Genomic DNA, 24,335 nt, shown 5'->3' with positions numbered 1-24,335 from the left:
GGCTGCGACTCACCAGCAAAGTGCAAGGAAGGCTGAGATGGACAGCCCGGTGCTTGAGCTGCGGAAGCTCAGTGATGTGCCCGGCACAGGCGGTCAGATTCAACAACTCGGCCCGCCCGCCCTCGAGCGTGCCAACAGCTTGGCCAAACCCGAGGATAGGGATGACTTCGTTGCCGGCCGGATCGCGCTGTGGCACTTCGCCGCTTCGCTTCTCGATGTCGATCCCACTCGCCTCGTGCCGGACTATCGCTGCCCGCAATGCGGCCCCGGCCAAGACCACGGCCGCCCAGGGTTCATGCTCGACGGCGGCCCCGCACCTTTGGCGCTCAGCGCCTCCCGGGCGTCGGGCTGGGTGCTGCTGGCCGGCGTCGTACATCCAGCGGATGGTTTCCGGCTGGGAGTGGACCTCGAAGCGATAAGCGGGGTTGGCTTTGACGGCTTTGACGACGTCGCCTTGACCGCAGCCGAGAAGGAATTCCTGGTGTCCATCCGGGAGCAGGATCAAGCCACGCAGCGCGCCCGGCTCTGGGCACGCAAAGAAGCCTGGCTGAAAATGACCGGTGAAGGCCTCAGGCGAAACCCGGCCGAGGTGGACGTACTGGACCGTCCGGGATTGCAGGACGTGAACGCTGTCAAAAATCGTGATCTACCGGAAGGCTTCGTCGCGGCGCTGGCCCTCGGTTAACGCGCTGAAGGCAGCGGCGGCAGCGAAGCTTCGTACAGCCACGGGCGGAGGATCCCGGCGCAATCAAAGTCCGGAATGAACGCGTCCGCGGCCCCAATAAACGTGTCGGTAGACACCGAACCGTGCCGGTTGGTGGCCGTCCAATGCTGCAGGAAACCGAAGAACGCCTCATCCCCGGCAGCCATCCGCACAGCGTGAACGGCCAGGGCGCCGCGCTTGTAGACGCGGTCGTCGAACATCAGCTCAGGGCCGGGATCGCCCACCAGCAGGTCCTGCGGCCCGGCGTCGAGCCTTTTCCACGCAGCTGTTGCCCGCGCGGCAACAGTCATGGTCCTGGATTCTTCGGACCACAACCACTCGGCATAACAGGCAAAGCCTTCGTGCAGCCAGATGTCCTTCCAGGTGCTGACCGTTAGCGAGTTCCCGAACCACTGGTGGGAAAGCTCGTGGGCGATCAGGCGCTGCGAATCCCAAGCATCCCGCATGTGGTTTCGGCCGAAAATGGAGACTGTCTGGGCTTCCAACGGAATCTCCAGCTCGTCCTCCGTGACCACCGAGGTGTACTCGGCGAACGGGTAAGGGCCGAAACAATCCTCGAAGGTGCGCATCATGTCGGGCTGGCGCCGCAGGCCTTGAAGAGCATCCACGGCCATCTCGGGAGTGACTGCGACGAACTGGGGGACCCGGTGATGAGTATCGTCCACGTGCAGCGGAACCCTGGCATACCGGCCGATCTGCACCGTGGCGAGGTACGTCGCCATGGGCTCAACGTGTTCGTAGACCCAGGTTTCCCGGCTGGACTTGCGGGAGTGGGCCACCAACTTGCCGTTGCATACAGGCCGGTAATTATCGTCCGTGGTCACGGAGATGAGGAAGCTGGATTTGTAGCGGGGGTGGTCGTTACAGGGGAACCAGGACGCCGCGCCGTTTGGTTGTCCGGCCACCAGGACGCCGTCGTTCAGTTCCTCCCAGCCCACGTCGCCCCATAGGCCGCGGCGCGGCTGGGGGTTGCCGTCATAGCGGATCTCCAGCGAGAACTGCTGGCCGGGCTTGAGTGCCGACGCCGGGTTCAGCACGAGGTGCTCTGCCCTGTGACTGAACTTCTGGACCTTCTTGCCGTCCAGCTGAACTTTCGAGGCCCGCAGCCCTACAAGGTCAAGGACAATCTGGGCCGAGGGCTCCAAAGCTGTGCAGTGCAGGACCGCTTTGCCGATCAGTTTGTTGCTGCCCAGCCTGACGTCGAGGTCCAACTCGTACCTGTCCACGCGGTAGGCGCTGCTGCCGTGGTTCAAGGCGTAGGGGTCGGCTTCGGTAAGGGGAGTATTGATTGGAGCGGCCATATCCGTCCAATCTACTTGAGGCGCGGCGCTTGTGAGGACGGACCCACCCATGGGCTCACCGGGTTGCCCATCCAGTACGTCCCGGCCGGGACGGTTTCGCCACGCATCACCAACGACGCCGGCCCAACAGTTCCGCCGTCGCCGATGCTCGCCGCGGGGAGGATGACCCCGTGCGGGCCCATAGTGGCGCCGTTGCCAAGTGTCACGGTGTCAAGGCTCATGACACGGTCGTGGAAGAGGTGTGTCTGGACTACGCAGCCACGGTTGACTGTGGAGTTTTCGCCCAGGGTCACGAGGTCGGCTTCGGGGAGCCAATAGCTTTCGCACCACGTTCCGCGTCCGATCTTCGCTCCGAGTCCGCGCAGCCACCACACCAAGGCGGGAGTTCCTGCAGCCGAGCGTGCAAACCACGGCGCGCTCACCATCTCTATGAAGGTGTCCACAACCTCGTTGCGCCAAATGAACGAGCTCCACAACGGGTGTTCACCGGAGCGGATGGTCCCCACAAGCACCCATTTGGCCACGATGGAACTCAGGGCGGCCACAGCCCCAGCTGCCAGCATGACGACGCCTCCCAGGATCGCAGCTATCCAGTAACCCCATCCGCGGGCGATCCAGTCCAGCACCAGCATCACGCCCACGGCGATGGTTACTGTGAGGATGACCGGTATCAGGCGGCACAGTTCCCACAACGCCCGTGCCACCTTCAGTTTGAGGGCGGGGCGGAAAGTTCGGGTTTGGTCAGCATCGACGGCGGTGCGGCGCAACCTTACGGGGGGACTGCCCAGCCACGAAGTGCCCGATTTCGCCTTGAGGGGCGTCGCCGAGAGCACCGCGACGAGGGAATTCTTGGGCACATTCCGTCCTGCAGCCGTCATCCCCGAGTTGCCAAGGAAGGAGCGCTTTCCGATCTTGGCCGGAGCGATCTTCATCCATCCGCCGCCCAACTCGTAGGAGGCCACCATGGTGTCGTCGGCCAGGAAAGCGCCATCGCCGATGGTGGTCATTTTGGGAACCAGCAGCACCGTTGAGGCTTCAACGTTCTTCCCCACTTTCGCTCCGAGGAGCCGAAGCCAGAGGGGCGTGAACAAGCTTGCGTAGACGGGGAAGAGGAGATCCCGAGCCATATCCAAGAGGCGTTCCGTGGCCCAAACCTGCCAACCGATGCGGCTGCGCACCCGGTAGTAGCCTTCTTTGAGGCCCAAACCGAGAAGCCTCGCAACAATCAGAATCAACACCAGGTTGCCGAAGAACCACACCAAAGCGGCAAGTGGCAGGGCAAGGGCGATCTGCGGAAGCGCCGTCTGCAACGACTCGTGCCCCTGGATGAAAGCCAAGACCACCAGCGCGCCGGCGAATGCCGAGACGTACGGTATCAGTGCCAGCAAAGCCGAAGCGCTGGCGAAGGCGGAAAACCAGAGCCGATCAACCACTGGCCGCCGGCTGACTGTTTCCGGCCACTCGTGCTTGGCCTTGCCACGGCGTTCGGCGGGGGATCCTGCAACGAGGTGTCCGGCCTTCACCTTGCCCAGCACGGCCGATCCAGCATCGACGTGGGCACCGGCCCCAATGGTCGCTCCGGGCATCAGGGTGCTTCGTGCTCCCACAACGGCACCCGCTCCCACATGGATTTGTCCGATGTGGACGGAATCTCCGTCCACCCACCAGCCGGAAAGGTCCACTTCCGGTTCGATGTTGGCTCCGCTGCCCAGAGACAGCAGGCCGGTGACCGGCGGCAAAGAGTGCAGGTGGACGTCCTTGCCGATTTTGGCACCAAGAGCGCGTGCGTAGTAGGGGACGAAGGGTGCACTGGCCAGGCCTATGGCACCGGAAAGGTCTTGAATTTGCTCGGCCAGCCACAAACGGAGGTGGGTCTTACCGGAACGCGGGTATGTGCCGGGTTGGATCCTGCCAAGCAGCACTTTGGCCGCAACCACTGAGATCGCCATCCGGCCCAAGGGGCTGACAAAGATCAGCCATGATGCGGCAATCCACCACCACGACACAACGGGTGCGGCGGCAAAGCCAGCGACATCAGCCAGCAGCCTGTTCGCAGCCATGAGGTAGGTCAGCCAGCGCATGCCCACGAGTATGTGGAGCGGGGCGCCCATGAGGACCTGGAAAATTTGCGACTTCAAGGCCGTAGGGCGGACGGTTCGCTCAGCAGCGGGTCCCGGCAAGCCGCCGTCGGGGAGAGATTGCCGGGCGGCGTCGATCAGGGCGCCGACGCGCGGCGTGGCATAGATATCAGCCACCGTGATAGTTGGATAGCGGACACGAAGGGCGGAAACGAGTTGGGCCGCAGCCAAAGATCCGCCGCCATAGGCGAAGAAATCGGCGTCAAGCGAACTGACGGGGCTGCCCAGTACCGCCTCCCACTGCTCCACCACCCAGCGGGCGTCATCGGGCAGATTCAGTGGTGCGTTGCCGGCCTCAGTGGCGCCGGCTCCCGCCAGCGGCCACGGGAGCGCATGACGGTCCACCTTGCCGCTGGTCTTGGTGGGGAGGGAATCCACCACGGTGAGCAAGGGGATCAAAGCAGCCGGGAGACTCTCGCCCAGCAGGCGCCGTGCTTCGTCCATGGATAATTCATAGCCGTCAACGGGGGCCAGGTACCCAACAAGGATCTGGTTGCCGGCCGCCGTCGTCTGCACAGCTGCAGCCGCGCCAGCTATGCCGGGCAAGGACTGAAGTGCGGCATCCACTTCGCCCAGTTCGATCCGGCGTCCACCGAGTTTGACCTGTTCATCGGCCCTGCCCATGAAGATCAGGCCCTCTGCTTCGTAACGCACCAAGTCGCCCGAACGGTACGCACGTTCCCATCCCAGCGTGGCCATAGGGGCATACTTCTCTGCGTCCTTGGCAGGATCGAGGTAGCGGGCCAGCCCAACCCCGCCGATGATCAGTTCGCCGATTTCGCCTTCTGCCACCGGAAGGCCCTGAGGATCGACGACGGCCAGGTCCCAACCGTCCAGCGGCAGGCCGATCCTTACGGGGCCGGGTCCGCCAAGGGGAGCGACACAGGCAACGACGGTAGCCTCCGTGGGCCCGTAGGTGTTCCATACCTCACGGCCGTCCACCGCCAAGCGTTCAGCGAGTTCGGGCGGGCATGCTTCGCCGCCAAAGATCAGGAGACGGACGTTTTCCAACGCTTCGGCGGGCCACAGCGCGGCAAGGGTGGGCACCGTGGAGACAACCGTGATCCCGTGATTGATGAGCCAAGGGCCGAGGTCCATGCCGGTTCGAACAAGGGCTCGTGGCGCGGGCACCAGGCAAGCTCCGTGACGCCAAGCCAGCCACATCTCCTCGCAGGAAGCGTCGAAGGCCACTGAAAGGCCAGCCAGGACCCGGTCATGGGGTCCGATGGGCTCAGCTTGGAGGAAGATCCTCGCTTCGGCGTCAACGAACGCGGCCGAGGACCGGTGTTGGACGGCAACGCCCTTGGGAGTTCCGGTGGATCCCGAGGTGAAAATGATCCAGGAATCGTCGTCCAAGGCGGGGGTGGAGGGCGTGGAGACGGGGTCGCGCGGATCACCGGACAGCTGGATGTCCAGGCCCGCAGCGATGATGGCGCCCACCCTGGCTTCGCCGAACACCAGGCGCGCCCGCTCGTCGGGGTCGTCCGCATCCACGGGAACGTAGGCGGCGCCGGCCATCAGGATTCCCAGGATGGCGATATATAGCTCGTTGGTGCCGGACGGGATACGGACCCCGATTTTGTCTCCCCGGCCAAGTCCGGCCGAGTTGAGCTGGGCAGCAAATGCGCGCACTGCCTTGAGAAGCTCGGTGTAGCTCAACGACTTTTGCCCGTCGTCCAGCGCCGAGGCTTCCGGGAATGACGATGCAGTTTCTTGCAGGATGTCAACGAGAGTGCGCTCGGCGGGGGCGGAGGGGCCTCCCGGTAGCTGGGGACGGTACGTCATCAGGGCAGGCGTCGTGCCGGCCCCAGCGGGATGTTCTGTGCTCACGTTCGTCAGCTTTCCGCAGAAAGATGAACAACAGGTGTCCGGCGTTTCCTGCACGTCACGCTTTGTTGATCAACCGTTCGCTTTTTGCACATGCTGCGTTCAATAAGGGCTCAGGGAACCAAGAGAACTTTGCCGGTGGTACGGCGGCCTTCAAGGTCCCTGTGCGCCTGGGCAGCCTCTGCCAGTGGGTAAGTGGCGCCCACCCGGACACTAAGGGTGCCGTTGGCGGCGGCGTCGAAAATCTCCGCTGAACGCCACCTGCGTTCCTGGGCGTTCTGAACAAAGTGGGCCATGGTGGGCCGGGTCAATGTCAGGGATCCCGCCGCATTCAAACGCTGCGGGTCGAAGGGCGGTACGGGCCCGGACGCAGCGCCGAAGAGCACCATGGCGCCGCGAATGCGCAGGCTCTTCAAGGAATCGTCAAACGTGTCCTTGCCGACGCCGTCGTACACCACGTTGACGCCTTCGCCGTCGGTGAGTTCACGGACCTTGTCGGCGAAGCCTTCGTACCTGAGAACTTCATCGGCCCCGGCCAGAGTGGACAGATCGGCTTTTTCGTCCGAGGACACGGTAGTGATCACGCGGGCTCCGCGGGCCTTCAGCAGTTGCGTCAACAGCAGTCCAACGCCACCGGCACCTGCGTGCAGCAGTACGGTGTGGCCCGGCTCTACCCGGAATGACGAGTTCATCAGGTAGTGGGCGGTGATGCCCTGCAGCGGCAAGGCCGCGGCCGTGTGATCGTCGACGCCGTCAGGAACCGGAAGTGCTTTGCTCGCCTCCACCAGGGCGTACTCTGCGTACGTCCGGGATCCCTCGGCCGTGGCAACCCGGTCGCCAACGGAAAATTCCGCGACCCCATCGCCCACGGCCTCCACCGTTCCGGCGGCCTCAGCGCCCGGGGTGAAGGGGTACTCCACTTTGTAGGTGCCGCTGCGTTGGTAAGTCTCAATGAAATTGACCCCGGCAGCTGCGACCTTGATCAACAGCTGGCCGGGGCCAGGCTTCGGTATTTCCACAGATGCGTACTCGAGGACCTCGGGTCCTCCGGGCTGCTGTGCAACGATGGCGTGCGACATGGTGGCTCCTCACTCCGGGGCGGTCCTTCCGGTGCCCGGTTTCAGATTCCATCCTAGGGAAGGTAGGGCTTCCCTTGTGAAACGCCTAGAAGCGTCCGTGCGTCGAAGCTACCGGGCAGTCGAAGCCGCGCCCCGCTGCCAGTCCGACGTCGTTCAGGTATCTGACCACAATGCCGTAGGACTGCATCAGCGTGGTTTCCGTGTAGGAAATGGAGTGCTTGGCGCAGAACTCGCGCACGATTTTAGTGGCCTTGTACAGATGGGGGCGAGCCATGTCCGGGAACAAGTGGTGCTCCACCTGACGGTTCAGTCCACCCAGGAGGAAGTCCATGAAGATGCCACCGGAGATGTTGCGCGAGGTGAGGATCTGGCGGTTAAGGAAGTCCACGCGGCTGTCTTTGGGAAGGACAGGCATGCCCTTGTGGTTCGGGGCGAAGGAGGCGCCCATGTAAAAGCCGTACACCATGATCTGCACGCCCAGGAAGGCGAACGCCATGCCGATGGGCAGGAACGTGAAAGCCAGTACCGGGAGGGCGGCAAGCCTGGCCACCAGAATGGGTGTCTCTACCCAGCGGTGACGTACTTTTTGCTTGCCGAAGACAAAGCGAAGGGAGTCGAACTGCAGGCTCAAGCCCAGGAGCGTCAGGAGCGGGAAGAAGAACCAACCCTGCTTCTTGGTGAGGAAAGCCAGGCGGCCCTTACGTTCAGCTGCAGCATCTTCGTAGAAAACCAGGGCGTTGTTCCGGATGTCCGGGTCCTTGGAGATGACGTTGGGGTGGTTGTGGTGGGCTCCATGCTTCTGTTCCCACCAGGAATAGCTGATGCCGGCGACGCCAGTGGCAAGGAGGCGGGCGGACCAATCGTTGGCGCGGCGGGAAGCGAAGATTTGCTTGTGACCCGCCTCGTGGGCAAGGAAGCTCAGCTGCGTGCACAGAATGCCTACGGCAGCGGCGATCAGGAGTTGATACCAGGAATCGCCGATGAGGGCGAAACCGAGCCAGGTGCCGGCCATGAGCAGCACCAGGGCAACGAAGACCCAGATGTAGAAGCCGCTACGGCGTTCGAGGAGTCCGGCCGACTTGACGGTCTTGAGGAGCTCTGAGTAGCTCTGGACGACGGGGTTTGGTTGAATTGCGCGAGCCTTGGGGCGCTCAGCGGTGGACGTGGGTGACATAAATGTGCCCCGTATCGCTAACGGGCAACGCTGCAGCCGACGTTCGGACTGCACGGTCTGGATCACCCTTCACTAAGCATACGGCTAATCTCCAAAATAATGAGACTGCTCACAACTGCATGCATAAATATCGGACAGCATGAATATTCTTGCTGTACAGTGGGGTCATGACTATTTCTGTTGCCGTCTCCGGTGCCAGCGGCTACGCCGGGGGAGAAGTGCTGCGCCTGCTGGCGGGCCATCCGAACGTCACCATCGGTGCCATCACCGCTCACAGCAACGCCGGTTCCAGACTAGGGGAGTTGCAGCCGCATCTCCACGGTCTGGCCAGCCGGATTCTGGAAGACACCACGGTGGAGAACCTGTCCGGGCATGACGTAGTGTTCCTGGCCTTGCCTCACGGCGCTTCGGCCGAGATCGCTGCACAGTTGCCGGCGGGGACTGTAGTGATCGACGCCGGTGCTGACCACCGTCTGCAGGACGCCGCGGCCTGGGAAAAGTTCTACGGCTCTGCTCATGCGGGCACGTGGCCTTACGGTCTCCCGGAACTCCCGGGACAACGTGAAGCGCTCAAGGGTGCCACGCGCATCGCCGTTCCCGGGTGCTACCCGACGTCGGCCCTGCTCGCCCTGACGCCCGGCTTCGCCAACAACCTCCTCCTCACGGACGACGTCGTGATTGTCTCTGCCTCCGGCACCTCAGGAGCCGGTAAGGCAGCCAAGGTCAACCTCATCGGCGCCGAAGTCATGGGCTCCATGAGCCCTTACGGCGTTGGCGGTGGCCACCGGCACACCCCGGAGATCGAACAGGGACTGTCCAACGCGGCGGGGGAGCCGGTGACGGTGTCCTTTACGCCTACTCTGGTCCCCATGAGTCGCGGCATTCTCACCACCGCCACGGCCAAGGTTGGCCACAGTGTCACGGAAGCCGAACTCCGCCAAGCCTGGGCGGACGCTTACGACGACGAACCGTTTGTGCACCTCCTGCCCGAAGGGCAATGGCCCACCACCAAGTCGGTACAGGCTTCCAACCACGCTGTCATGCAGCTGGCCTTCGACCCCCACACGGGCCGCGTGATCGTCACCTGCGCTATTGACAACCTCACCAAAGGGACCGCCGGCGGAGCCGTGCAGTCCATGAACATTGCCCTCGGCCTGGACGAAACCGCCGGCCTGAACCTGCAGGGAGTTGCACCGTGACCATTACCGCCCCCAAAGGATTCCGCGCCGCAGGCATCAAAGCCGGCATCAAGGCCTCGGGCAACCCGGACCTGGCCCTGGTGGTCAATGACGGGCCGCAAAAGTCCGCGGCTGCCGTCTTTACCTCCAACCGCGTGGCTGCCGCACCTGTCCACTGGTCACGCCAGGTGGTCAGCGATGGCCGTGTGGACGCCGTGGTCCTGAACTCCGGTGGAGCCAACGCCTGCACCGGTCCGCAGGGCTTCCAGAACACCCACGCCACCGCAGAGAAAGTGGCCGAGGTTTTGGGAGTCTCAGCTTCCGACGTCGTTGTGTGCTCAACCGGCCTGATCGGTGAGCAGCTGCCCATGGACAAGATTCTTCCCGGCGTGGACGCGGCCTTCCGCGAATTGTCGGAAGATGGCGGCTCCGCTGCCGCCACGGCGATCATGACCACGGACAGCGTTTCCAAGGAGGCCGTCTTCACCGGCACCGATGCCCAGGGCAAGCAGTTCACCGTAGGTGGCATTGCCAAGGGTGCGGGAATGTTGGCGCCGGGCCTGGCAACCATGCTGGTGGTCCTGACCACCGACGCCGAGGTTCCTGCAAATGAGCTGGACGTCGTCCTCCGCGACGCCACGCGCGTCACCTTCGACCGCGCGGACTCGGACGGATGCATGTCCACCAACGACACCGTGGTGTTGCTGGCATCCGGCGCCTCCGAAGCGTTGCCCTCTGCCGAGCAGCTGAGCGGAGCGGTCACCCACGTCTGCGCCGAACTGGCGCGCAAGCTGATCGGTGATGCCGAGGGCGCCAGCCACGACATCGCTATCCGGACCTTCAACGCCGCCAGCGAACGCGACGCCGAAATTGTCAGCCGCTCCGTGGCCCGTTCCAACCTCTTCAAAGCTGCCATCTTCGGCAAGGATCCCAACTGGGGCCGCGTTCTCTCCGCCGTGGGCACCACTGATGCCGTCTTCGAAGCGGACCAGCTCAACGTCGCCATGAACGGTGTGCAGATCTGCCGCAACGGCGCAATCGGCGATGACCGCAATCTGGTGAACCTCGAGCCGCGCGAAGTAGTGGTCGAAATTGACCTGCAGGCCGGCGACGCCGAGGCCACCATTTGGACCAATGACCTCACGCACGATTACGTGCACGAGAACAGCGCATACTCGAGCTGAGCGGATGACTATGACTGCCCACACCCGCGAAACCACGTCCACGACTGACGCTCAGGCTAAAGCCGGCACGTTGATCGAAGCCTTGCCGTGGATCCAGCGCTTCGCTGGCACCACCATGGTGATCAAATACGGTGGCAACGCCATGGTCAACGACGACCTCCGCCGTGCCTTCGCTGAAGACATTGTGTTCCTCCACCACGTAGGCATCCACCCGGTAGTGGTCCACGGCGGCGGCCCCCAGATCAACTCCATGCTCGGCCGCCTCGGCATCGAGTCGGAGTTCAAGGGCGGCCTGCGCGTCACCACCCCTGAGGCCATGGACGTGGTCCGTATGGTCCTCACGGGCCAGGTGGGGCGCGAGCTTGTGGGCCTGATCAACTCCCACGGACCCTACGCAGTGGGCATGTCCGGCGAAGATGGCGGCCTGCTGCGCGCCGTCCGCACCGGCACCGTGGTTGATGGCGAAGAGGTGGATCTTGGCCTGGTAGGCGAAGTGGTGGGCGTGGATCCCGCCGGCATCACGGACATTCTCGACGCCGGCCGCATCCCGGTGATCTCAACGGTCGCCCCCGAAATTCTCGACGACGGCAACGGCTCCGGTCCCACCACGGGCCAGGTCCTCAACGTCAACGCGGATACCGCAGCTGCTGCGGTGGCGTCTGCCCTGGGTGCCACCAAGCTCGTCATCCTGACCGACGTCGAGGGCCTGTACGCCAACTGGCCGGACAAATCGTCGCTGATCTCTTCGCTGACAGCAACGGAACTCCGCGAAATGCTGCCCCGCCTCGAGTCGGGAATGATCCCCAAAATGGCCGCCTGCCTGAAGGCCATCGACGAAGGCGTGGAGCGCGCACACATCGTGGACGGCCGGCTCCCGCACTCCATGCTGCTGGAAACCTTCACCACGGCAGGCATCGGCACCCAAGTAGTCCCCGACGAGGAAGTGAACGCATGAGCACCGAACTGAGCCATTCCGCCGAAAGCCGCAGCAGCGATGGGGGGCCGGGTGTGGTCGGGCACCGCGAAGCGGGCGGGGCCCCCATCGCTGCGGAGGCTGCCGCGACCACGCTCGTTACCCAGAGCTCAGGTGCTGACTGGCTTGCCCGTTACTCGTCATCGCTCATGGGTGTCTTCGGCACTCCGCAGCGGGTCTTGGTCCGTGGCGCCGGCTGCCTTGTGTGGGACGCCGACGGCAAGGAATACCTCGATCTTCTGGGTGGCATCGCCGTCAACGCGCTGGGCCATGCCCACCCGTTCGTCACGTCCGTGATTTCCAGCCAGCTGGCTACGCTGGGACACGTCTCCAACTTCTTCACCAGCCCCACGCAGATCGCACTGGCCGAGAAGCTCCTGGAACTCAGCAATGCTCCGGCCGGCTCCAAGGTGTTCTTTGCGAACTCCGGTACCGAGGCCAACGAGGCCGCGTTCAAGTTGGCGCGCCGTAACAACGGTGACGGGAAGCGCACCAAGGTCATCGCCCTTGAAGGTGCCTTCCACGGCCGCACCATGGGCGCCCTGGCACTCACCGCCAAAGAGGCTTACCGTGCGCCGTTCGAGCCACTGCCCGGTGGCGTGGTCCACATCCCGTTCGGTGACATCGACGCCCTGCGTGCCGCCGTCGACGATTCCACCGCGGCGGTCTTCCTGGAACCCATCCAGGGGGAAGCCGGCGTCCGGCCGCTCAGCGCCGAATACCTGCAGGCGGCCCGCGAGGTGACCACGGCTGCCGGTGCCCTGTTGATTCTTGACGAGGTCCAGACCGGCATCGGTCGTACCGGGAAGTGGCTCGCCAGCGAAGACGCCGGAATTGTGCCCGACGCCATCACCCTCGCCAAGGGACTCGGCGGCGGCTTCCCCGTGGGTGCCCTGGTCACCTTCGGAAGTACGACGTCGGCCCTGCTCACCGCAGGTCAGCACGGCACCACCTTTGGTGGAAATCCGGTGGCTACAGCCGCCGCGCTGGCCACGCTGCACGCCATCGAAAGCCAAGGTGTCCTGCATAACGTGCTGACCGTCGGAGCGCATCTGCGCGAGGGGCTGACAGCCGTGGAAGGCGTTACAGAAGTCCGCGGCGAGGGTCTGTTGATTGGCTTTGATGTGAACGCCGACGTCGCACCCGCCATGGTGACCGCGGCGTTGGATGCCGGCTTCATCATCAACAGCCCGGGCCCGCGGACCATCCGCCTCGCTCCGCCGCTGATCCTGACCATCGATCAAGCAGACCGCTTCCTGGACGCTCTTCCCGCCTTGATCGCCACAGCTACAAACAACACCGCTAAGGACGCACAGTGACTTCTTCCCTCACCACCCGTCACTTCCTCAAAGACACGGACTTGAGCCCAGCCGAGCAGGCTGAGGTCCTCGAGCTCGCCGTCCGGATGAAGGCCGCACCGTACAGCGTGCAGCCTTTCGCCGCAGAGGGCAATGGCCGTAAGACGGTGGCCGTGATCTTTGACAAGACCTCCACCCGAACGCGTGTTTCTTTCGCCACGGGCATTGCGGACATGGGTGGCAATGCACTGATCATCAACCCGGGTGAAGCGCAGATTGGCCACAAGGAATCCGTGGAGGACACGGCGAAAGTCCTTGAGCGCATGGTCTCCACCATCGTGTGGCGGACCGGTGCCCACTCGGGCCTGGTGGCCATGGCGGAGAACTCCAAGGTGCCCGTGATCAACGCATTGTGCGATGACTACCACCCCTGCCAGCTCCTTGCGGACCTGTTGGCCGTCAAAGAGCATAAGGGCGAGCTGGCCGGGTTGAGCATGGCCTACCTCGGAGATGCCGCGAATAACATGGCCAACTCGTACCTCCTCGCTGGCGTTACTGCGGGAATGCATGTGCGGATCTCGGGCCCCGAGGGCTACCTGCCCGCGCCGGAGATCGTGGCAGCGGCAGAGGAAAGGGCGGCTGAAACCGGCGGCTCTGTGCTGATTACCAGCGATGCCGCTGAAGCACTCAAGGGCGCGGACGTGGTGGCGACGGACACGTGGGTTTCCATGGGCCAGGAAGCCGAGAAGGAAGCCCGGCTGCAGCTTTTCCACGATTACTCCGTGGACGAGGCCGCCATGGCGCAGGCCGCGCCGGACGCCGTGGTACTTCATTGCCTTCCCGCTTACCGCGGCTACGAGATTTCGGCCGGGGTCATCGATGGCCCGCAGTCGATCGTCTGGGACGAGGCCGAGAACCGCCTGCACGCCCAGAAGGCCCTGATGGCGTGGCTGATGCACCGCTCCGGGCTGGCCTTTGTGGAGGGACTTTCTCCTGTTGAGGGCACCGGGGAGAGCACGTTCTAGTGTCCACCAATCCGTCCGTGCCGGGCGCGAGCCCGGCCACCAAGACTGCCCGCCAGGCACGCATCACTGCCATCCTGACGGGTGAGTCCGTGCGTTCCCAAGCAGAGCTTGCAGCTCTGCTGGCGGACGACGGCGTCCAGGTCACCCAGGCCACCCTGTCCCGCGACCTCGTTGAATTGGGCGCGGTCAGGGTCCGGGGGAAAGAGGGCGCCCTCGTTTACGCTGTCCCGGGCGAGGGCGGAGACCGCAACGCCAAGAGCGGCGTGACCCAGGAAATCCTGGATGCACGGCTCTCACGGCTTTGTGGAGAACTCCTGGTGACCGCGGAGGCCTCGGGCAACATCGTGGTGCTGCGCACGCCGCCCGGAGCAGCGAACTTCCTGGCCCTGGCCGTCGACCACTCGGTGATGCCGTCTGTATTGGGTACGATCGCAGGCGACGACACTTTGCTGCTGGTCGCGCGGGATCCTGATGGCGGGGCTGAACTGGCAGCACGTTTCCTGCGCATGGCCGAAGAAGCCGGGCCTGGCAACTAATTGATCTTTTTCACCATGAATTCACACAGCATTGATTCGAATGAACCAAGCAACAACAAAGGAGCACTCTCGTGACTGAGCGCATTGTTCTGGCCTACTCCGGTGGCCTCGATACTTCCGTAGCCATCGGCTGGATCGGTGAAGCCACCGGCGCCGAGGTCATTGCTGTGGCCGTCGACGTCGGACAGGGCGGCGAGTCCCTGGAGACCATCCGCCAGCGCGCACTCGGTTGCGGCGCCGTTGAGGCCTATGTGGCCGACGCCCGCGACGAGTTCGCCAACGAGTACGCCATGCCCACCCTGAAGGCCAACGCCCTCTACCAGGGCCACTACCCGTTGGTTTCGGCCATCTCGCGCCCGGTCATCGTGAAGCACCTCGTGAAGGCTGCCCGCGAATTCGGCGCCACCACGGTTGCCCACGGCTGCACCGGCAAGGGTAACGACCAAGTCCGTTTTGAAGTTGGCATCCAGACCCTCGGCCCGGACCTGAAGTGCATCGCACCCGTCCGCGACCTCGCCCTGACCCGCGACAAGGCCATCGCCTTCGCCGAGGAAAAGGGACTGCCGATCGAAACCACCAAGAAGAACCCGTACTCGATCGACCAGAACGTCTGGGGACGCGCCGTCGAAACCGGTTACCTTGAGGACATCTGGAACGCTCCCACCAAGGACATCTACGACTACACCGCCACCCCGGAATTCCCGCCGGCACCGGATGAGGTCACCATTTCCTTCCAGGCCGGTGTTCCGGTGGCCATCGACGGCGTGAAGGTCACCCCGCTGCAGGCCATCCAGGAACTGAACCGCCGTGCAGGCGCCCAGGGCGTTGGCCGCATCGACGTCGTGGAGGACCGCCTTGTGGGCATCAAGTCCCGCGAAATCTACGAGGCCCCGGGTGCCATGGCGCTGATCACCGCCCACAAGCACCTCGAGGACATCACCATCGAGCGCGAGCAGGCCCGCTTCAAGGCCACGGTTGGCCAGCGCTGGGCCGAGCTGGTGTACGACGGACAGTGGTTCTCCCCGCTGAAGCGCTCCTTGGATGCCTTCATCGAAGACACCCAGCAGTACGTTTCCGGTGACATCCGCATGGTTCTCCACGGCGGCCAGGCAATCGTCAACGGTCGTCGCTCCGAGACTTCGCTGTACGACTTCGATCTCGCCACCTACGACACCGGCGACACCTTCGACCAGTCCATGGCACGTGGCTTCATCGAGCTGTGGGGGATGTCCTCCAAGGTTGCCTCGGGCCGCGACCTGCGCGTCGCAGGGCAGTAATGACGTCCGCAACTAACGAAGGTGCACTGTGGGGCGGCCGGTTCGCCGGCGGCCCGGCAGATGCGCTGGCTGCTCTGAGCAAGTCCACCCACTTTGACTGGCGGCTTGCCCGCTATGACATCGCCGGTTCCAAGGCCCACGCCCGCGTGTTGGCCAAGGCCGGTTTGTTGGACGACGCCGAGCTCGAAGGCATGCTTGGCGCCCTCACCCAGTTGGATGAGGACGTCGCCAGCGGCGCCTACCTCCCGGCTGAGAGCGATGAGGACGTTCACGGGTCACTGGAGCGTGGCTTGATCGAGCGGGCTGGTACCCAGCTGGGCGGCAAGCTGCGTGCGGGCCGTTCCCGCAATGACCAGGTGGCCACGCTGGGCCGCATGTTCCTGCGTGATCACGCCCGGATCATTGCCGGCGGTGTCCTTGCCACCATCGACGCCCTCGTTGAGCAGGCCAAGGCGCACCACGGTGTGGCCATGCCGGGCCGCACCCACTTGCAGCATGCCCAGCCAGTCCTCCTGAGCCATCACCTGCTGGCCCACGCCTGGGCGCTGCTGCGCGACGTTCAGCGGCTCCAGGACTGGGACAAGCGCGCTGGTGTATCGCCATATGGTTCGGGTGCGTTGGCTGGTTCGTCCCTCGGCCTGGACCCTGAGGCTGTTGCCGCTGATCTGGGCTTCTTCTCTGCCGTCCACAACTCGATTGATGGCACCGCTTCCCGCGATGTCTTCGCTGAGTTCGCCTGGGTCTGTTCCATGATTGGCGTGGACTTGTCCAGGATCTCCGAGGAAGTCATCTTCTGGGCAACCAAGGAGTTCTCCTTCGTCACGCTGCATGACTCGTACTCCACGGGGTCCTCGATCATGCCGCAGAAGAAGAACCCGGACGTTGCCGAACTCGCCCGTGGCAAGGCAGGTCGCCTGATCGGCAACCTGACCGGGCTGCTCGCGACGCTCAAGGGACTGCCGCTCGCGTACAACCGCGATCTGCAGGAAGACAAGGAACCGGTATTCGACGCTGCGGACACCCTGGAGCTGTTGCTTCCTGCGGTGTCCGGGATGATCGCCACGCTGAAGTTCAACACCGAGCGCATGGAATCCCTCGCTCCCCAGGGATTCGCGTTGGCCACGGACATCGCAGAGTGGCTCGTCCGGCAGGGCGTTCCCTTCCGGGAAGCCCACGAACTCTCCGGCGCTGCCGTCAAGCAGGCCGAAGGCCGCGGTGTGGAGTTGTGGGATCTGACGGACGAGGAATACGCAGCAATCTCGGAGCACTTGACTCCCGAGGTCCGCAGCGTCCTCAGTACTGAAGGTTCGCTCAACAGCCGTAATTCGCAGGGCGGAACGGCACCGGCCGCCGTCGAACGCCAACTGGCGGCGCTTGAAGCGGAACTGGACGCAGCGCGCTCCTACGTCAGCTAAAAAGCCGGGCGGGACGGTACATCGCAGCAATGCCTTAGGGCAGAGCAGGGCGAGGTGCCGTCCCGCCGTGCGTTAACATGGCGCTATGACTCAGATCACCCCTGAGACGTTGCCCGCAGAGCTTCACAAAGCCGCCGACACCGTCACCCGCCTCGTATCCAAGATGGACGAATCCTCCGTCGCCGAACCGTCGGAACTTCCTGGCTGGACCAAAGGCCACGTCCTTGCCCACCTGACCGGCATCGCAAACGCAATGGCCCGGCAACTTGAGTACGCGCGGCGCGGTGAGACCGTGGAGCTGTACGACGGCGGCATGGACGGCCGAACCAAAGCCATCGAACTGGCGGCAGGGCACAGCCTCGCCCGGCACACGGAATCCGTCACCGCCGCGCTGGGGTCCGCCATCGCCGCCTTTGACGCTGTGGGACCGGAGGATTGGGAAGCGCGCATCGCCTACAGGGACGGAACAGTCTTCGACGGCGGGCTGGCGCTGTGGCGTGAACTCACCATCCACGCCTCGGACCTGGGTTTGGGGTTTGGGCCGGAAACGTGGAGCCGACCCTTCTGCGAGCACCTGATCGGCTTCCTGTCGGCGCGCGTTCCGGAGCACTACAAGTTCGTCCTTCAGCCCACGGGTCTTCCCCAAATGAGCATCGGCAAGGGCGGCACTTCCATAGCCATCACCGGCATGCTGACCGACATCGCCGCGTGGCTTGCAGGCCGCGAACCCAGCCTTGGAAGCCTCAGGGCCACTGCGGCCGCTGATGGCGTGGACCTGCCGGAACTCCTGCCGTGGCCGGCCGCGCAGCCCGCGGCCCGCTAACCGGACGCTCTCTCACGTCCCTCGTGTTTGGGGCGGACGCTCTCTCACGTCCCTCGTGCTTGACCGCTGCTGCCCGCCACAGGTGCATGGTGGCGTAGGAGCGCCAAGGGCTCACTTCGCGGAAGTCGTTACTGAGCCCTGCGCCTGCGGGCAGGACCTTCAGTCCGTTCCGCACCGCAGCATCATTAGCCAGGAAGACGTCGGGAGCTCCAAGAACCCGCATGCCGACGTATCCAACCGTCCACGGTCCCACGCCCGGCAATGGCAGAAGCTTGCGTTCCAGGCTTTCAAGGTCGTCGCCATATCCGAACTCGAGTTCACCTGTGGCCATGGCTTCGGCCGCAGCCACGATGGAGTCGATCCGGCGCTGTGGCCCACGGAGCAACGCACGCCCATTTTCGGCGAGTTCCGCCGCCGTCGGAAACAAGCTCTCCAAATCGGGGGCAGCGCTATCCACTCGGGTTCCGGCCGCGGATAGATGCGTGAGGGCTGTTCGGGCGGCAGCCACGGTAATTTGCTGTCCGATCATGGCCCGGATGAGCAGTTCGTGGGGATCCACGGCCCCCGGCACACGCATCCCTCGGATCGCTGTCACGCTGGCCGTCAGCCTCGGATCCTTTGCCAAGGCGTCATCGATTGCCAGAGGGTCCGCGTCCAGATCGAACAACCTCCGGACCCGGCTCAACAGGGCCGGGAGATCGTGGAGGTCCACCACTGCAGCTGTGAGTTGCAGCGGTTTGCCGGGAGCTGAGGGGTTGTACGAGACAGAGAAGGAGGCGTTGCCCCGCGGCAGGCGCAGGGTGCGGGCGTACGTTCTGGTTTCAAAGGTCCCAGTTCCATCCGACGAGGTGCTCGCGGCCTCGATGCCGGGCACCGCGCGAACTGCCAGGAAGTCGAAAATGCCAGGATCGAAAGGTTCCCGGTAGGGCAGATTCAGGGTCAGCGCTGCTGGCGCCATGCCGGCTGGCACTGAAGTTCCCCGGCGTTGGCCGGACTTGGCCGCGGTGGCGCGCACCGCCGTCGGGGTCATCGCAAAAACCTCGCCGATGGTGTCATTGAATTGCCGCACGCTGTTGAACCCGGACGCGAACGCAACGTCGGCCAGGAGCATGTCGGTGGAGACCAACAGGGTCCTGGCGGTTTGTGCCCTGCTGGCCCGTGCCAGCGAGAGCGGTCCGGCGCCGAGTTCGTTGCTGAGGATGCGGTTGAGTTGTCTAGCGGAGTAGCCCAGGCGATGCGCCAGGCCGTCAACGCCCTCGCGGCTGATCACGCCGTCGTTGATCAGCCTCATTGCGCGCCCGGCGATGTCCGAACGGATGTTCCACGCCGGCGTGCCGGGGACGGCCTCGGGCAGGCAGCGCTTGCAGGCGCGGTATCCGGCTTCATGAGCGGCTGCGGAGGTTTCGTAGAAAGTGACGTTCTCAGCCTTGGGCGTGCGGGCGGGGCACGACGGCCGGCAATAGATGCCGGTGGAGCTGACGGCAGTGAAGAACTGACCGTCAAAACGGGTGTCGCGGGCGTCGATCGCCCGGTAGCGCTGCCAGAAGTCCATGGCTACATCCTGCCAGCCGCCCGAAACCCGTGCTAGCGGAAATCGGACATGGTCGTTCAGGGCTTTTTTGCTAGTGTCTGGTCATGAGTTCGTCCATGGAGAACGGGGTCAGCAACCCTGAAAAGGTGCGCGCGTTCCTTAAGGGAGACCCCCGTGTCATCGCTCCGCAGATTCTTGGAGCGGTTCTTACCCACCACTCGGAAGCCGGTCCGGTCTCGGTCAGGCTTACCGAGGTTGAGGCCTACATGGGACCGCGTGATTCAGAACATCCGGATCCCGGCTCTCACACTTTCGGTGGTCCTACCGCCCGGAATGCGCCCATGTTCGGGCCGCCGGGATTCCTGTACGTCTATTTCACCTACGGGATGCACTACTGCGCCAACATCGTCTGCGGTCCCGATGGCTCCCCGTCAGCGCTGCTCCTTCGCGCCGGCGAAATAGTGGAAGGTGAAGGGCTGGCTGCCCTTCGCAGGCCGGCATCCAAGGCGCACAAGGACCTGGCGAGCGGACCTGCCCGGCTCGCCTCCGCACTGGGGCTTACGACGGCGGATACTGGCCGTGACGCGCTGGCCGCACCGTTCAGTTTGTGGTTGCCGAAGACGCCCGCAGCTGCCGTGGCCAGTGGCCCGCGTGTGGGCGTTGCGGGTCCGGGCGGAAGCACTGAGTATCCGTGGCGTTTTTGGGTTGAAGATGATCCAACGGTGTCCAAGTACAAGGCTGCCAGGCCGCGGACGCGTAACACTGCCGGGTGACGTTCACCGTACCCCCCACGTTTACCAAAATCGCTGTAGAATGGACGGTCTGTCTTTTGCGATAGGGGTTACGGTTCGATGCACGACGCTGATTTGGTCCACGAGCAGGAATATGTTGCCGGGCTGTACGCCCGGCTCGATGAGCTGCGCGCTGAAAAGCGCGCCCAGCTGGCGCAGGTGCGCAAGGCCGGCGCGGTGGGAACCATGCAGAACGTCTCGGAACGGGATGCCTTCGCGGCACTGTACGAAGACCGCCTGGCCCAGCTCGACGCCGTCGACGACCGCCTGGTCTTTGGGCGCCTCGACCTCGATTCGGGTGAGGCGCAATACATCGGCCGAATTGGGCTGTCCACGGCCGATCTACAGCGGCTCATGGTCGACTGGCGTGCGCCCGAAGCGGGCCACTTCTATCAGGCGACTGCGTTCGATCGCCAAGGCGTCCGTCGTCGTCGCCACCTGATCCTTCAAGGCCGCGACGTCAAAGCGATCGAAGACGACGTCCTGGACGCCGGGATGCTCGCTGACAACGACTCCCTCCAGGGCGAAGGCGCGTTGCTGGCTGCGCTTAATTCCAAGCGCACCGGCCGTATGTCGGACATCGTGGGCACCATCCAGTCCGAGCAGGACCGGATCATTCGTTCCTCCATTTCGGGCGCGTTGGTAGTTCAGGGCGGTCCCGGAACGGGCAAAACCGCCGTGGCCCTGCACCGTGCCGCCTATTTGTTGTATACCCACCGCGAGCGGCTCAAGAGCGCTGGTGTTCTGCTCGTTGGGCCGTCGTCGTCCTTCATGCACTACATCGAACGAGTGCTGCCCTCGCTCGGTGAGACCGGTGTGGTCATGGCCAGCCTCGGCCGCCTCATGCCCGGGATTCAGGCCATTCCCGAGGACGACGCCGATGTTGCCGCGCTCAAGGGCAAGCTGGACATGGCAACCGTGGTGGCAAACGCCGTAGCCAATCGGCAGCGGACGCCTGCAGAGGACCGCATCCTCGAAGTTGATTCGCGGAAGCTGACACTGACGGTCCGCCAAGTACGCCGTGCCAGGGAAAAAGCCCGCGCCACTGGAAAGCCTCACAACGAAGCACGGCTCACGTTCGTCAAGATCCTCCTGCGTGAGCTCACGGAGCAGTTGACGGACCTCGTTGAGGAAGGAAACATCGGCAACAACGCCGACCGCGCCTACCTTGCCGAGGACGTCCGGTCCGCCCGCGATGTACGCATCGCGCTGAACCTCTGCTGGATGCCGATGACGCCCGAGAAACTCATTTCAGAGCTTTTCAGCAAGCCGGCCATCCTTGAAGCCTGCACGCCGCACCTGACGTCCGCCCAGCGGGCCCTGTTGCAGCGCCCGGTGGATGCACCATGGACTGAAGCGGACGTTCCGCTGCTGGACGAGGCCGCCGAGTTGCTGGGTGAACTGGACCCGGCCGCCGGCAGGGGACTGGCCCAGCAGGAAGCGGACCGGGCCCGCGATCTTGCCAACGCAAAGCAGACTCTCGCCAACATGGAAGCCATGGGCGTCGACGTCCTGGTCACCGCTGAAGAGCTCGCCGAGCAGAACCAGGAGCGTGAAGGGCGGTTGACCGCTGCCGAGCGCGCCACCAGCGACCGTTCGTGGGCCTTCGGACACATCGTGGTTGACGAAGCCCAGGAACTCTCGCCCATGCAGTGGCGGCTCCTCGTGCGGCGCTGCCCGCTGAAGTCCTTCACCATTGTGGGCGATATCGCCCAAACGAGTGCAGCAGCCGGTGCCAATTCGTGGCAAAGCGCGCTGGCGCCGTCGTTCGGTGACCGCTGGACGCTGGAAGAACTGACCGTCAACTACCGCACACCGTCGCAGATAGCCGAAGCGGCGGTCCGCATGGCCAATCGCGCAGGCTTGGTTGTTTCGGCACCCAAGGCCGTCCGCGAAGGTAAATGGTCGCCAATCGTGGACCATGTGGAGGCGGATGGCATCGTCAAGCGTCTGGTTGACGTCCTGCCGGAGGAAGTGGAAGCGATCGACGGCGGCCTGCTGGCTGTGATCGCCGACGGACCATTGCTTCCGCAAGCCACCGCTGCGCTGCGTGAGGTCTACGGACGCCGCATCGGCAGCGGCGCAGGCAGCTACCAGCAGGACATCGTGGTGATCAGTCCCAAGGAAGCCAAGGGCCTGGAGTTCGACGGCGTCGTGGTCCTGGAACCAGCTGCCATGTTGAACCACGAGCACGGGAAGGTGGGCGACCTCTACGTCGCCATGACCCGTGCCACGCAGCGTCTGCGCCTCATCGCGGCCGCACCGGTACCGGCCGGCATCGAGCGCTAGGAAAAACGGACCCCGCAAGCCTGCTAACTTAGATCTCGTGTCACACGTAAACAACCTCGAGTCCCAGCACAACGATCCCGCCTTTGCCAACGTCTGGCAGGAGCTCAAATGGCGCGGTCTGGTCCACGTTTCCACCGATGAAACTGAACTGGAAAAACTGCTCGCCGGGGACCCGATCACGTATTACTGTGGCTTCGATCCCACCGCGCCCTCACTGCACCTGGGCAACCTGGTGCAGTTGCTGGTGATGCGTCGGCTCCAGTTGGCCGGTCACAAGCCGCTTGGTTTGGTGGGTGGGTCCACCGGCCTGATCGGCGACCCGCGACCGACGGCGGAACGTACCTTGAACACCAAGGACACCGTCGCGGAGTGGGTCGGCTACCTTCAGGGTCAGGTGCGCCGTTTCCTTAGCTTCGAGGGCGAGAACTCTGCCCGCATGGTCAACAACCTCGACTGGACTGCGCCGCTCAGCGCGATCGATTTCCTCCGCGAGATCGGCAAGCACTTCCGTGTCGGCACCATGCTCCGCAAGGATGCCGTGGCCTCGCGCCTGAACTCAGACGAAGGCATCAGTTACACGGAGTTCAGCTACCAGATCCTGCAGGGCATGGACTACCTTCAGCTCTTCCGCGATTACGGCTGTGCGTTGCAGACCGGTGGTTCGGACCAGTGGGGCAACCTCACCAGTGGAACCGAACTTATCCGCAAGGTGGAAGGCAAGAGCGTGCACGCCCTGGGCACGCCGCTGATCACCAACTCCGACGGAACCAAGTTTGGCAAGAGCGAAGGCAACGCCATCTGGCTGGACCCGGACATGTGCAGCCCGTACACGTTCTACCAGTTCTGGCTGAACACGGCCGATGCTGATGTGGTTGATCGTCTCAAGGTGTTCACCTTCCTGTCCCGCGCCGAGATCGAAGCACTTGGCCAGGCTGTGGACGAGCGTCCCTTTGCCCGTGAAGGTCAGAAGAAGCTTGCCTTCGAAGTGACCTCCCTGGTGCATGGTGTGGACGCTACCGAAAAAGTCATCGCCGCTTCGGCTGCGCTCTTCGGCAACGGCGACCTCACCGTACTTGACGAGCGGACACTCGAAGCTGCCACGGCCGAACTTCCCTCCGCCACCGTTGATGCTGATGGCCTCGGCATCATCGACCTCCTGGTCGCCTCGGGGCTCTCTGACAGCAAGTCGGCCGCCCGTAGGACAGTGGGCGAAGGTGGTGCCTACGTGAACAACGCCAAGGTGTCCGATCCTGACGCCGTTATTGCCCGCGAGCAGCTGCTTCACGGACGCTACTTGCTTCTTCGTCGCGGGAAGAAGAACTTGGCCACCATTGAGGTCTCGGCCTAGGTTCACTTTTCCATCCCGTTCCGAAAGGGCCGGCACCTTCATGGGTGCCGGCCCTTTCTGCGTTCCCAGCCTGATAGCCGCCACCCCCTTTTGGACGTTCTCTCACATCCCTCGGGTTTGGACTCATCGCTCTCTCACGTCCCTCGGGTTTGAACTCATCGCTCTCTCATTTTTGGCGGGGGTGGGTTGGTGTTTTAGGGGTTTGACGGCGGCGTGTTGGGTTGTTGGGTTTGCGGCTGGTGTCTGGTGGTTGGTTGGTGTGACGGGCTTCACTGGAACTTGTCGTTGTTGTTTTGGGGTGGTTTTGGGGTGTGGTGGGGTTGTTTTCCTTGTGTTGGCGGGGTTTTTGGGTGGTGTTGGTGTGGATTTGGTGTGGGGGTTGGGCGCGTGTAAAGTTATTCGAGTCGCCGCCGCTGATGCGGAA

General features: G+C 63.9%; 18 protein-coding genes. 13 read left to right on the top strand and 5 right to left on the bottom strand.

Going from position 1 to position 24,335, the window contains the following annotated elements; genetic code table 11:
* Positions 1-37 precede the first annotated feature (37 nt).
* Positions 38-685, top strand: a complete 648-nt coding sequence (locus ACIQH5_RS18410; RefSeq protein WP_400406169.1) for a 4'-phosphopantetheinyl transferase family protein — start codon at positions 38-40, stop codon at positions 683-685.
* On the opposite strand, the gene ACIQH5_RS18405 is transcribed toward ACIQH5_RS18410, so the two are convergent.
* The 4 genes from ACIQH5_RS18405 to ACIQH5_RS18390 form a co-directional block, all read right to left on the bottom strand.
* Positions 682-2,025 (bottom strand): M1 family metallopeptidase, encoded by a 1,344-nt coding sequence (locus ACIQH5_RS18405; RefSeq protein WP_400406166.1) that lies wholly within the window; start codon positions 2,023-2,025, stop codon positions 682-684. The genes ACIQH5_RS18410 and ACIQH5_RS18405 overlap by 4 nt on opposite strands.
* An 11-nt stretch (positions 2,026-2,036) precedes the next feature.
* Positions 2,037-5,948, bottom strand: a complete 3,912-nt coding sequence (locus ACIQH5_RS18400; RefSeq protein ID WP_400406364.1) for a Pls/PosA family non-ribosomal peptide synthetase — start codon at positions 5,946-5,948, stop codon at positions 2,037-2,039.
* Positions 5,949-6,103: 155 nt separating this feature from the next.
* Positions 6,104-7,069 carry a quinone oxidoreductase family protein gene (locus ACIQH5_RS18395; RefSeq protein WP_400406163.1) on the bottom strand — a complete coding sequence of 322 codons (966 nt, stop codon included), beginning with the start codon at positions 7,067-7,069 and terminating at the stop codon, positions 6,104-6,106.
* Positions 7,070-7,154: 85 nt separating this feature from the next.
* Positions 7,155-8,243, bottom strand: coding sequence for a fatty acid desaturase family protein (locus ACIQH5_RS18390; protein ID WP_400406160.1), 1,089 nt, complete (start codon positions 8,241-8,243; stop codon positions 7,155-7,157).
* Positions 8,244-8,410: 167 nt separating this feature from the next.
* On the opposite strand from ACIQH5_RS18390, the gene argC reads away from it, so the two are divergent.
* The 9 genes from argC (at position 8,411) to ACIQH5_RS18345 (ending at position 17,952) form a co-directional block, all read left to right on the top strand.
* Complete coding sequence (argC, locus tag ACIQH5_RS18385) at positions 8,411-9,442, top strand: N-acetyl-gamma-glutamyl-phosphate reductase (protein WP_400406157.1); 1,032 nt, start codon at positions 8,411-8,413, stop codon at positions 9,440-9,442.
* Positions 9,439-10,605 (top strand): bifunctional glutamate N-acetyltransferase/amino-acid acetyltransferase ArgJ, encoded by a 1,167-nt coding sequence (gene argJ, locus ACIQH5_RS18380; protein ID WP_400406154.1) that lies wholly within the window; start codon positions 9,439-9,441, stop codon positions 10,603-10,605. The genes argC and argJ overlap by 4 nt, the downstream gene beginning before the upstream one ends.
* A 10-nt stretch (positions 10,606-10,615) precedes the next feature.
* Entirely contained in the window at positions 10,616-11,560 is a 945-nt protein-coding gene (argB, locus tag ACIQH5_RS18375; protein WP_400406151.1) for an acetylglutamate kinase, read from the top strand.
* The gene (locus tag ACIQH5_RS18370) at positions 11,557-12,897 is read left to right on the top strand and encodes an acetylornithine transaminase (RefSeq protein WP_400406148.1); all 1,341 of its coding nucleotides are present in this window, start codon (positions 11,557-11,559) and stop codon (positions 12,895-12,897) included. Before argB ends, ACIQH5_RS18370 begins: the two co-directional genes overlap by 4 nt.
* Positions 12,894-13,901, top strand: coding sequence for an ornithine carbamoyltransferase (gene argF, locus ACIQH5_RS18365; protein WP_400406145.1), 1,008 nt, complete (start codon positions 12,894-12,896; stop codon positions 13,899-13,901). The genes ACIQH5_RS18370 and argF overlap by 4 nt, the downstream gene beginning before the upstream one ends.
* Positions 13,901-14,437, top strand: coding sequence for an arginine repressor (locus ACIQH5_RS18360; protein ID WP_090822559.1), 537 nt, complete (start codon positions 13,901-13,903; stop codon positions 14,435-14,437). The genes argF and ACIQH5_RS18360 overlap by 1 nt, the downstream gene beginning before the upstream one ends.
* Before the next feature lie 71 nt (positions 14,438-14,508).
* Positions 14,509-15,714 (top strand): argininosuccinate synthase, encoded by a 1,206-nt coding sequence (locus ACIQH5_RS18355; RefSeq protein ID WP_166842791.1) that lies wholly within the window; start codon positions 14,509-14,511, stop codon positions 15,712-15,714.
* Positions 15,714-17,129 (top strand): argininosuccinate lyase, encoded by a 1,416-nt coding sequence (gene argH, locus ACIQH5_RS18350; protein WP_400406141.1) that lies wholly within the window; start codon positions 15,714-15,716, stop codon positions 17,127-17,129. Before ACIQH5_RS18355 ends, argH begins: the two co-directional genes overlap by 1 nt.
* Before the next feature lie 85 nt (positions 17,130-17,214).
* Positions 17,215-17,952: a maleylpyruvate isomerase family mycothiol-dependent enzyme gene (locus ACIQH5_RS18345; RefSeq protein ID WP_400406139.1), complete on the top strand. Its 738-nt coding sequence runs from the start codon at positions 17,215-17,217 to the stop codon at positions 17,950-17,952.
* Here the strand turns inward: ACIQH5_RS18345 and ACIQH5_RS18340 are convergent.
* Entirely contained in the window at positions 17,873-19,504 is a 1,632-nt protein-coding gene (locus ACIQH5_RS18340; protein WP_400406136.1) for an AlkA N-terminal domain-containing protein, read from the bottom strand. The two genes, ACIQH5_RS18345 and ACIQH5_RS18340, sit on opposite strands and share 80 nt — an antisense overlap.
* A gap of 95 nt (positions 19,505-19,599) precedes the next feature.
* Here ACIQH5_RS18340 and ACIQH5_RS18335 point away from each other — a divergent pair, with 95 nt between their 5' ends.
* The 3 genes from ACIQH5_RS18335 to tyrS all read left to right on the top strand — a co-directional run bounded on the left by ACIQH5_RS18335 (position 19,600) and on the right by tyrS (position 23,911).
* A complete protein-coding gene (locus ACIQH5_RS18335) occupies positions 19,600-20,256 on the top strand; it encodes a DNA-3-methyladenine glycosylase (RefSeq protein ID WP_400406361.1) in 657 nt (218 codons plus the stop codon).
* A 78-nt stretch (positions 20,257-20,334) separates the two neighbouring features.
* A complete protein-coding gene (locus ACIQH5_RS18330; protein ID WP_400406133.1) occupies positions 20,335-22,563 on the top strand; it encodes an ATP-binding domain-containing protein in 2,229 nt (742 codons plus the stop codon).
* 37 nt (positions 22,564-22,600) lie between these two features.
* Entirely contained in the window at positions 22,601-23,911 is a 1,311-nt protein-coding gene (gene tyrS / locus ACIQH5_RS18325) for a tyrosine--tRNA ligase (RefSeq protein ID WP_400406130.1), read from the top strand.
* Positions 23,912-24,335: the final 424 nt, after the last annotated feature.

This window comes from Paenarthrobacter sp. NPDC091711, from assembly GCF_044756605.1.
Classification (GTDB): Bacteria; Actinomycetota; Actinomycetes; order Actinomycetales; family Micrococcaceae; genus Arthrobacter.
Note: the sequence above shows the minus strand (reverse complement) of the source record. Positions and strands in the feature narration are given on the sequence as shown.

Bases quoted from the DNA above. Each gene is read 5' to 3' on its own strand.
- ACIQH5_RS18390 (WP_400406160.1), bottom strand. From the start codon at position 8,243: ATGTCACCCACGTCCACCGCTGAGCGCCCCAAGGCTCGCGCAATTCAA.
- ACIQH5_RS18410 (WP_400406169.1), top strand. From the start codon at position 38: ATGGACAGCCCGGTGCTTGAGCTGCGGAAGCTCAGTGATGTGCCCGGC.
- ACIQH5_RS18340 (WP_400406136.1), bottom strand. From the start codon at position 19,504: ATGGACTTCTGGCAGCGCTACCGGGCGATCGACGCCCGCGACACCCGT.
- ACIQH5_RS18370 (WP_400406148.1), top strand. From the start codon at position 11,557: ATGAGCACCGAACTGAGCCATTCCGCCGAAAGCCGCAGCAGCGATGGG.
- ACIQH5_RS18400 (WP_400406364.1), bottom strand. From the start codon at position 5,948: ATGACGTACCGTCCCCAGCTACCGGGAGGCCCCTCCGCCCCCGCCGAG.
- ACIQH5_RS18405 (WP_400406166.1), bottom strand. From the start codon at position 2,025: ATGGCCGCTCCAATCAATACTCCCCTTACCGAAGCCGACCCCTACGCC.
- ACIQH5_RS18335 (WP_400406361.1), top strand. From the start codon at position 19,600: ATGGAGAACGGGGTCAGCAACCCTGAAAAGGTGCGCGCGTTCCTTAAG.
- argC (WP_400406157.1), top strand. From the start codon at position 8,411: ATGACTATTTCTGTTGCCGTCTCCGGTGCCAGCGGCTACGCCGGGGGA.
- argB (WP_400406151.1), top strand. From the start codon at position 10,616: ATGACTGCCCACACCCGCGAAACCACGTCCACGACTGACGCTCAGGCT.
- ACIQH5_RS18395 (WP_400406163.1), bottom strand. From the start codon at position 7,069: ATGTCGCACGCCATCGTTGCACAGCAGCCCGGAGGACCCGAGGTCCTC.
- ACIQH5_RS18330 (WP_400406133.1), top strand. From the start codon at position 20,335: ATGCACGACGCTGATTTGGTCCACGAGCAGGAATATGTTGCCGGGCTG.
- argH (WP_400406141.1), top strand. From the start codon at position 15,714: ATGACGTCCGCAACTAACGAAGGTGCACTGTGGGGCGGCCGGTTCGCC.
- ACIQH5_RS18345 (WP_400406139.1), top strand. From the start codon at position 17,215: ATGACTCAGATCACCCCTGAGACGTTGCCCGCAGAGCTTCACAAAGCC.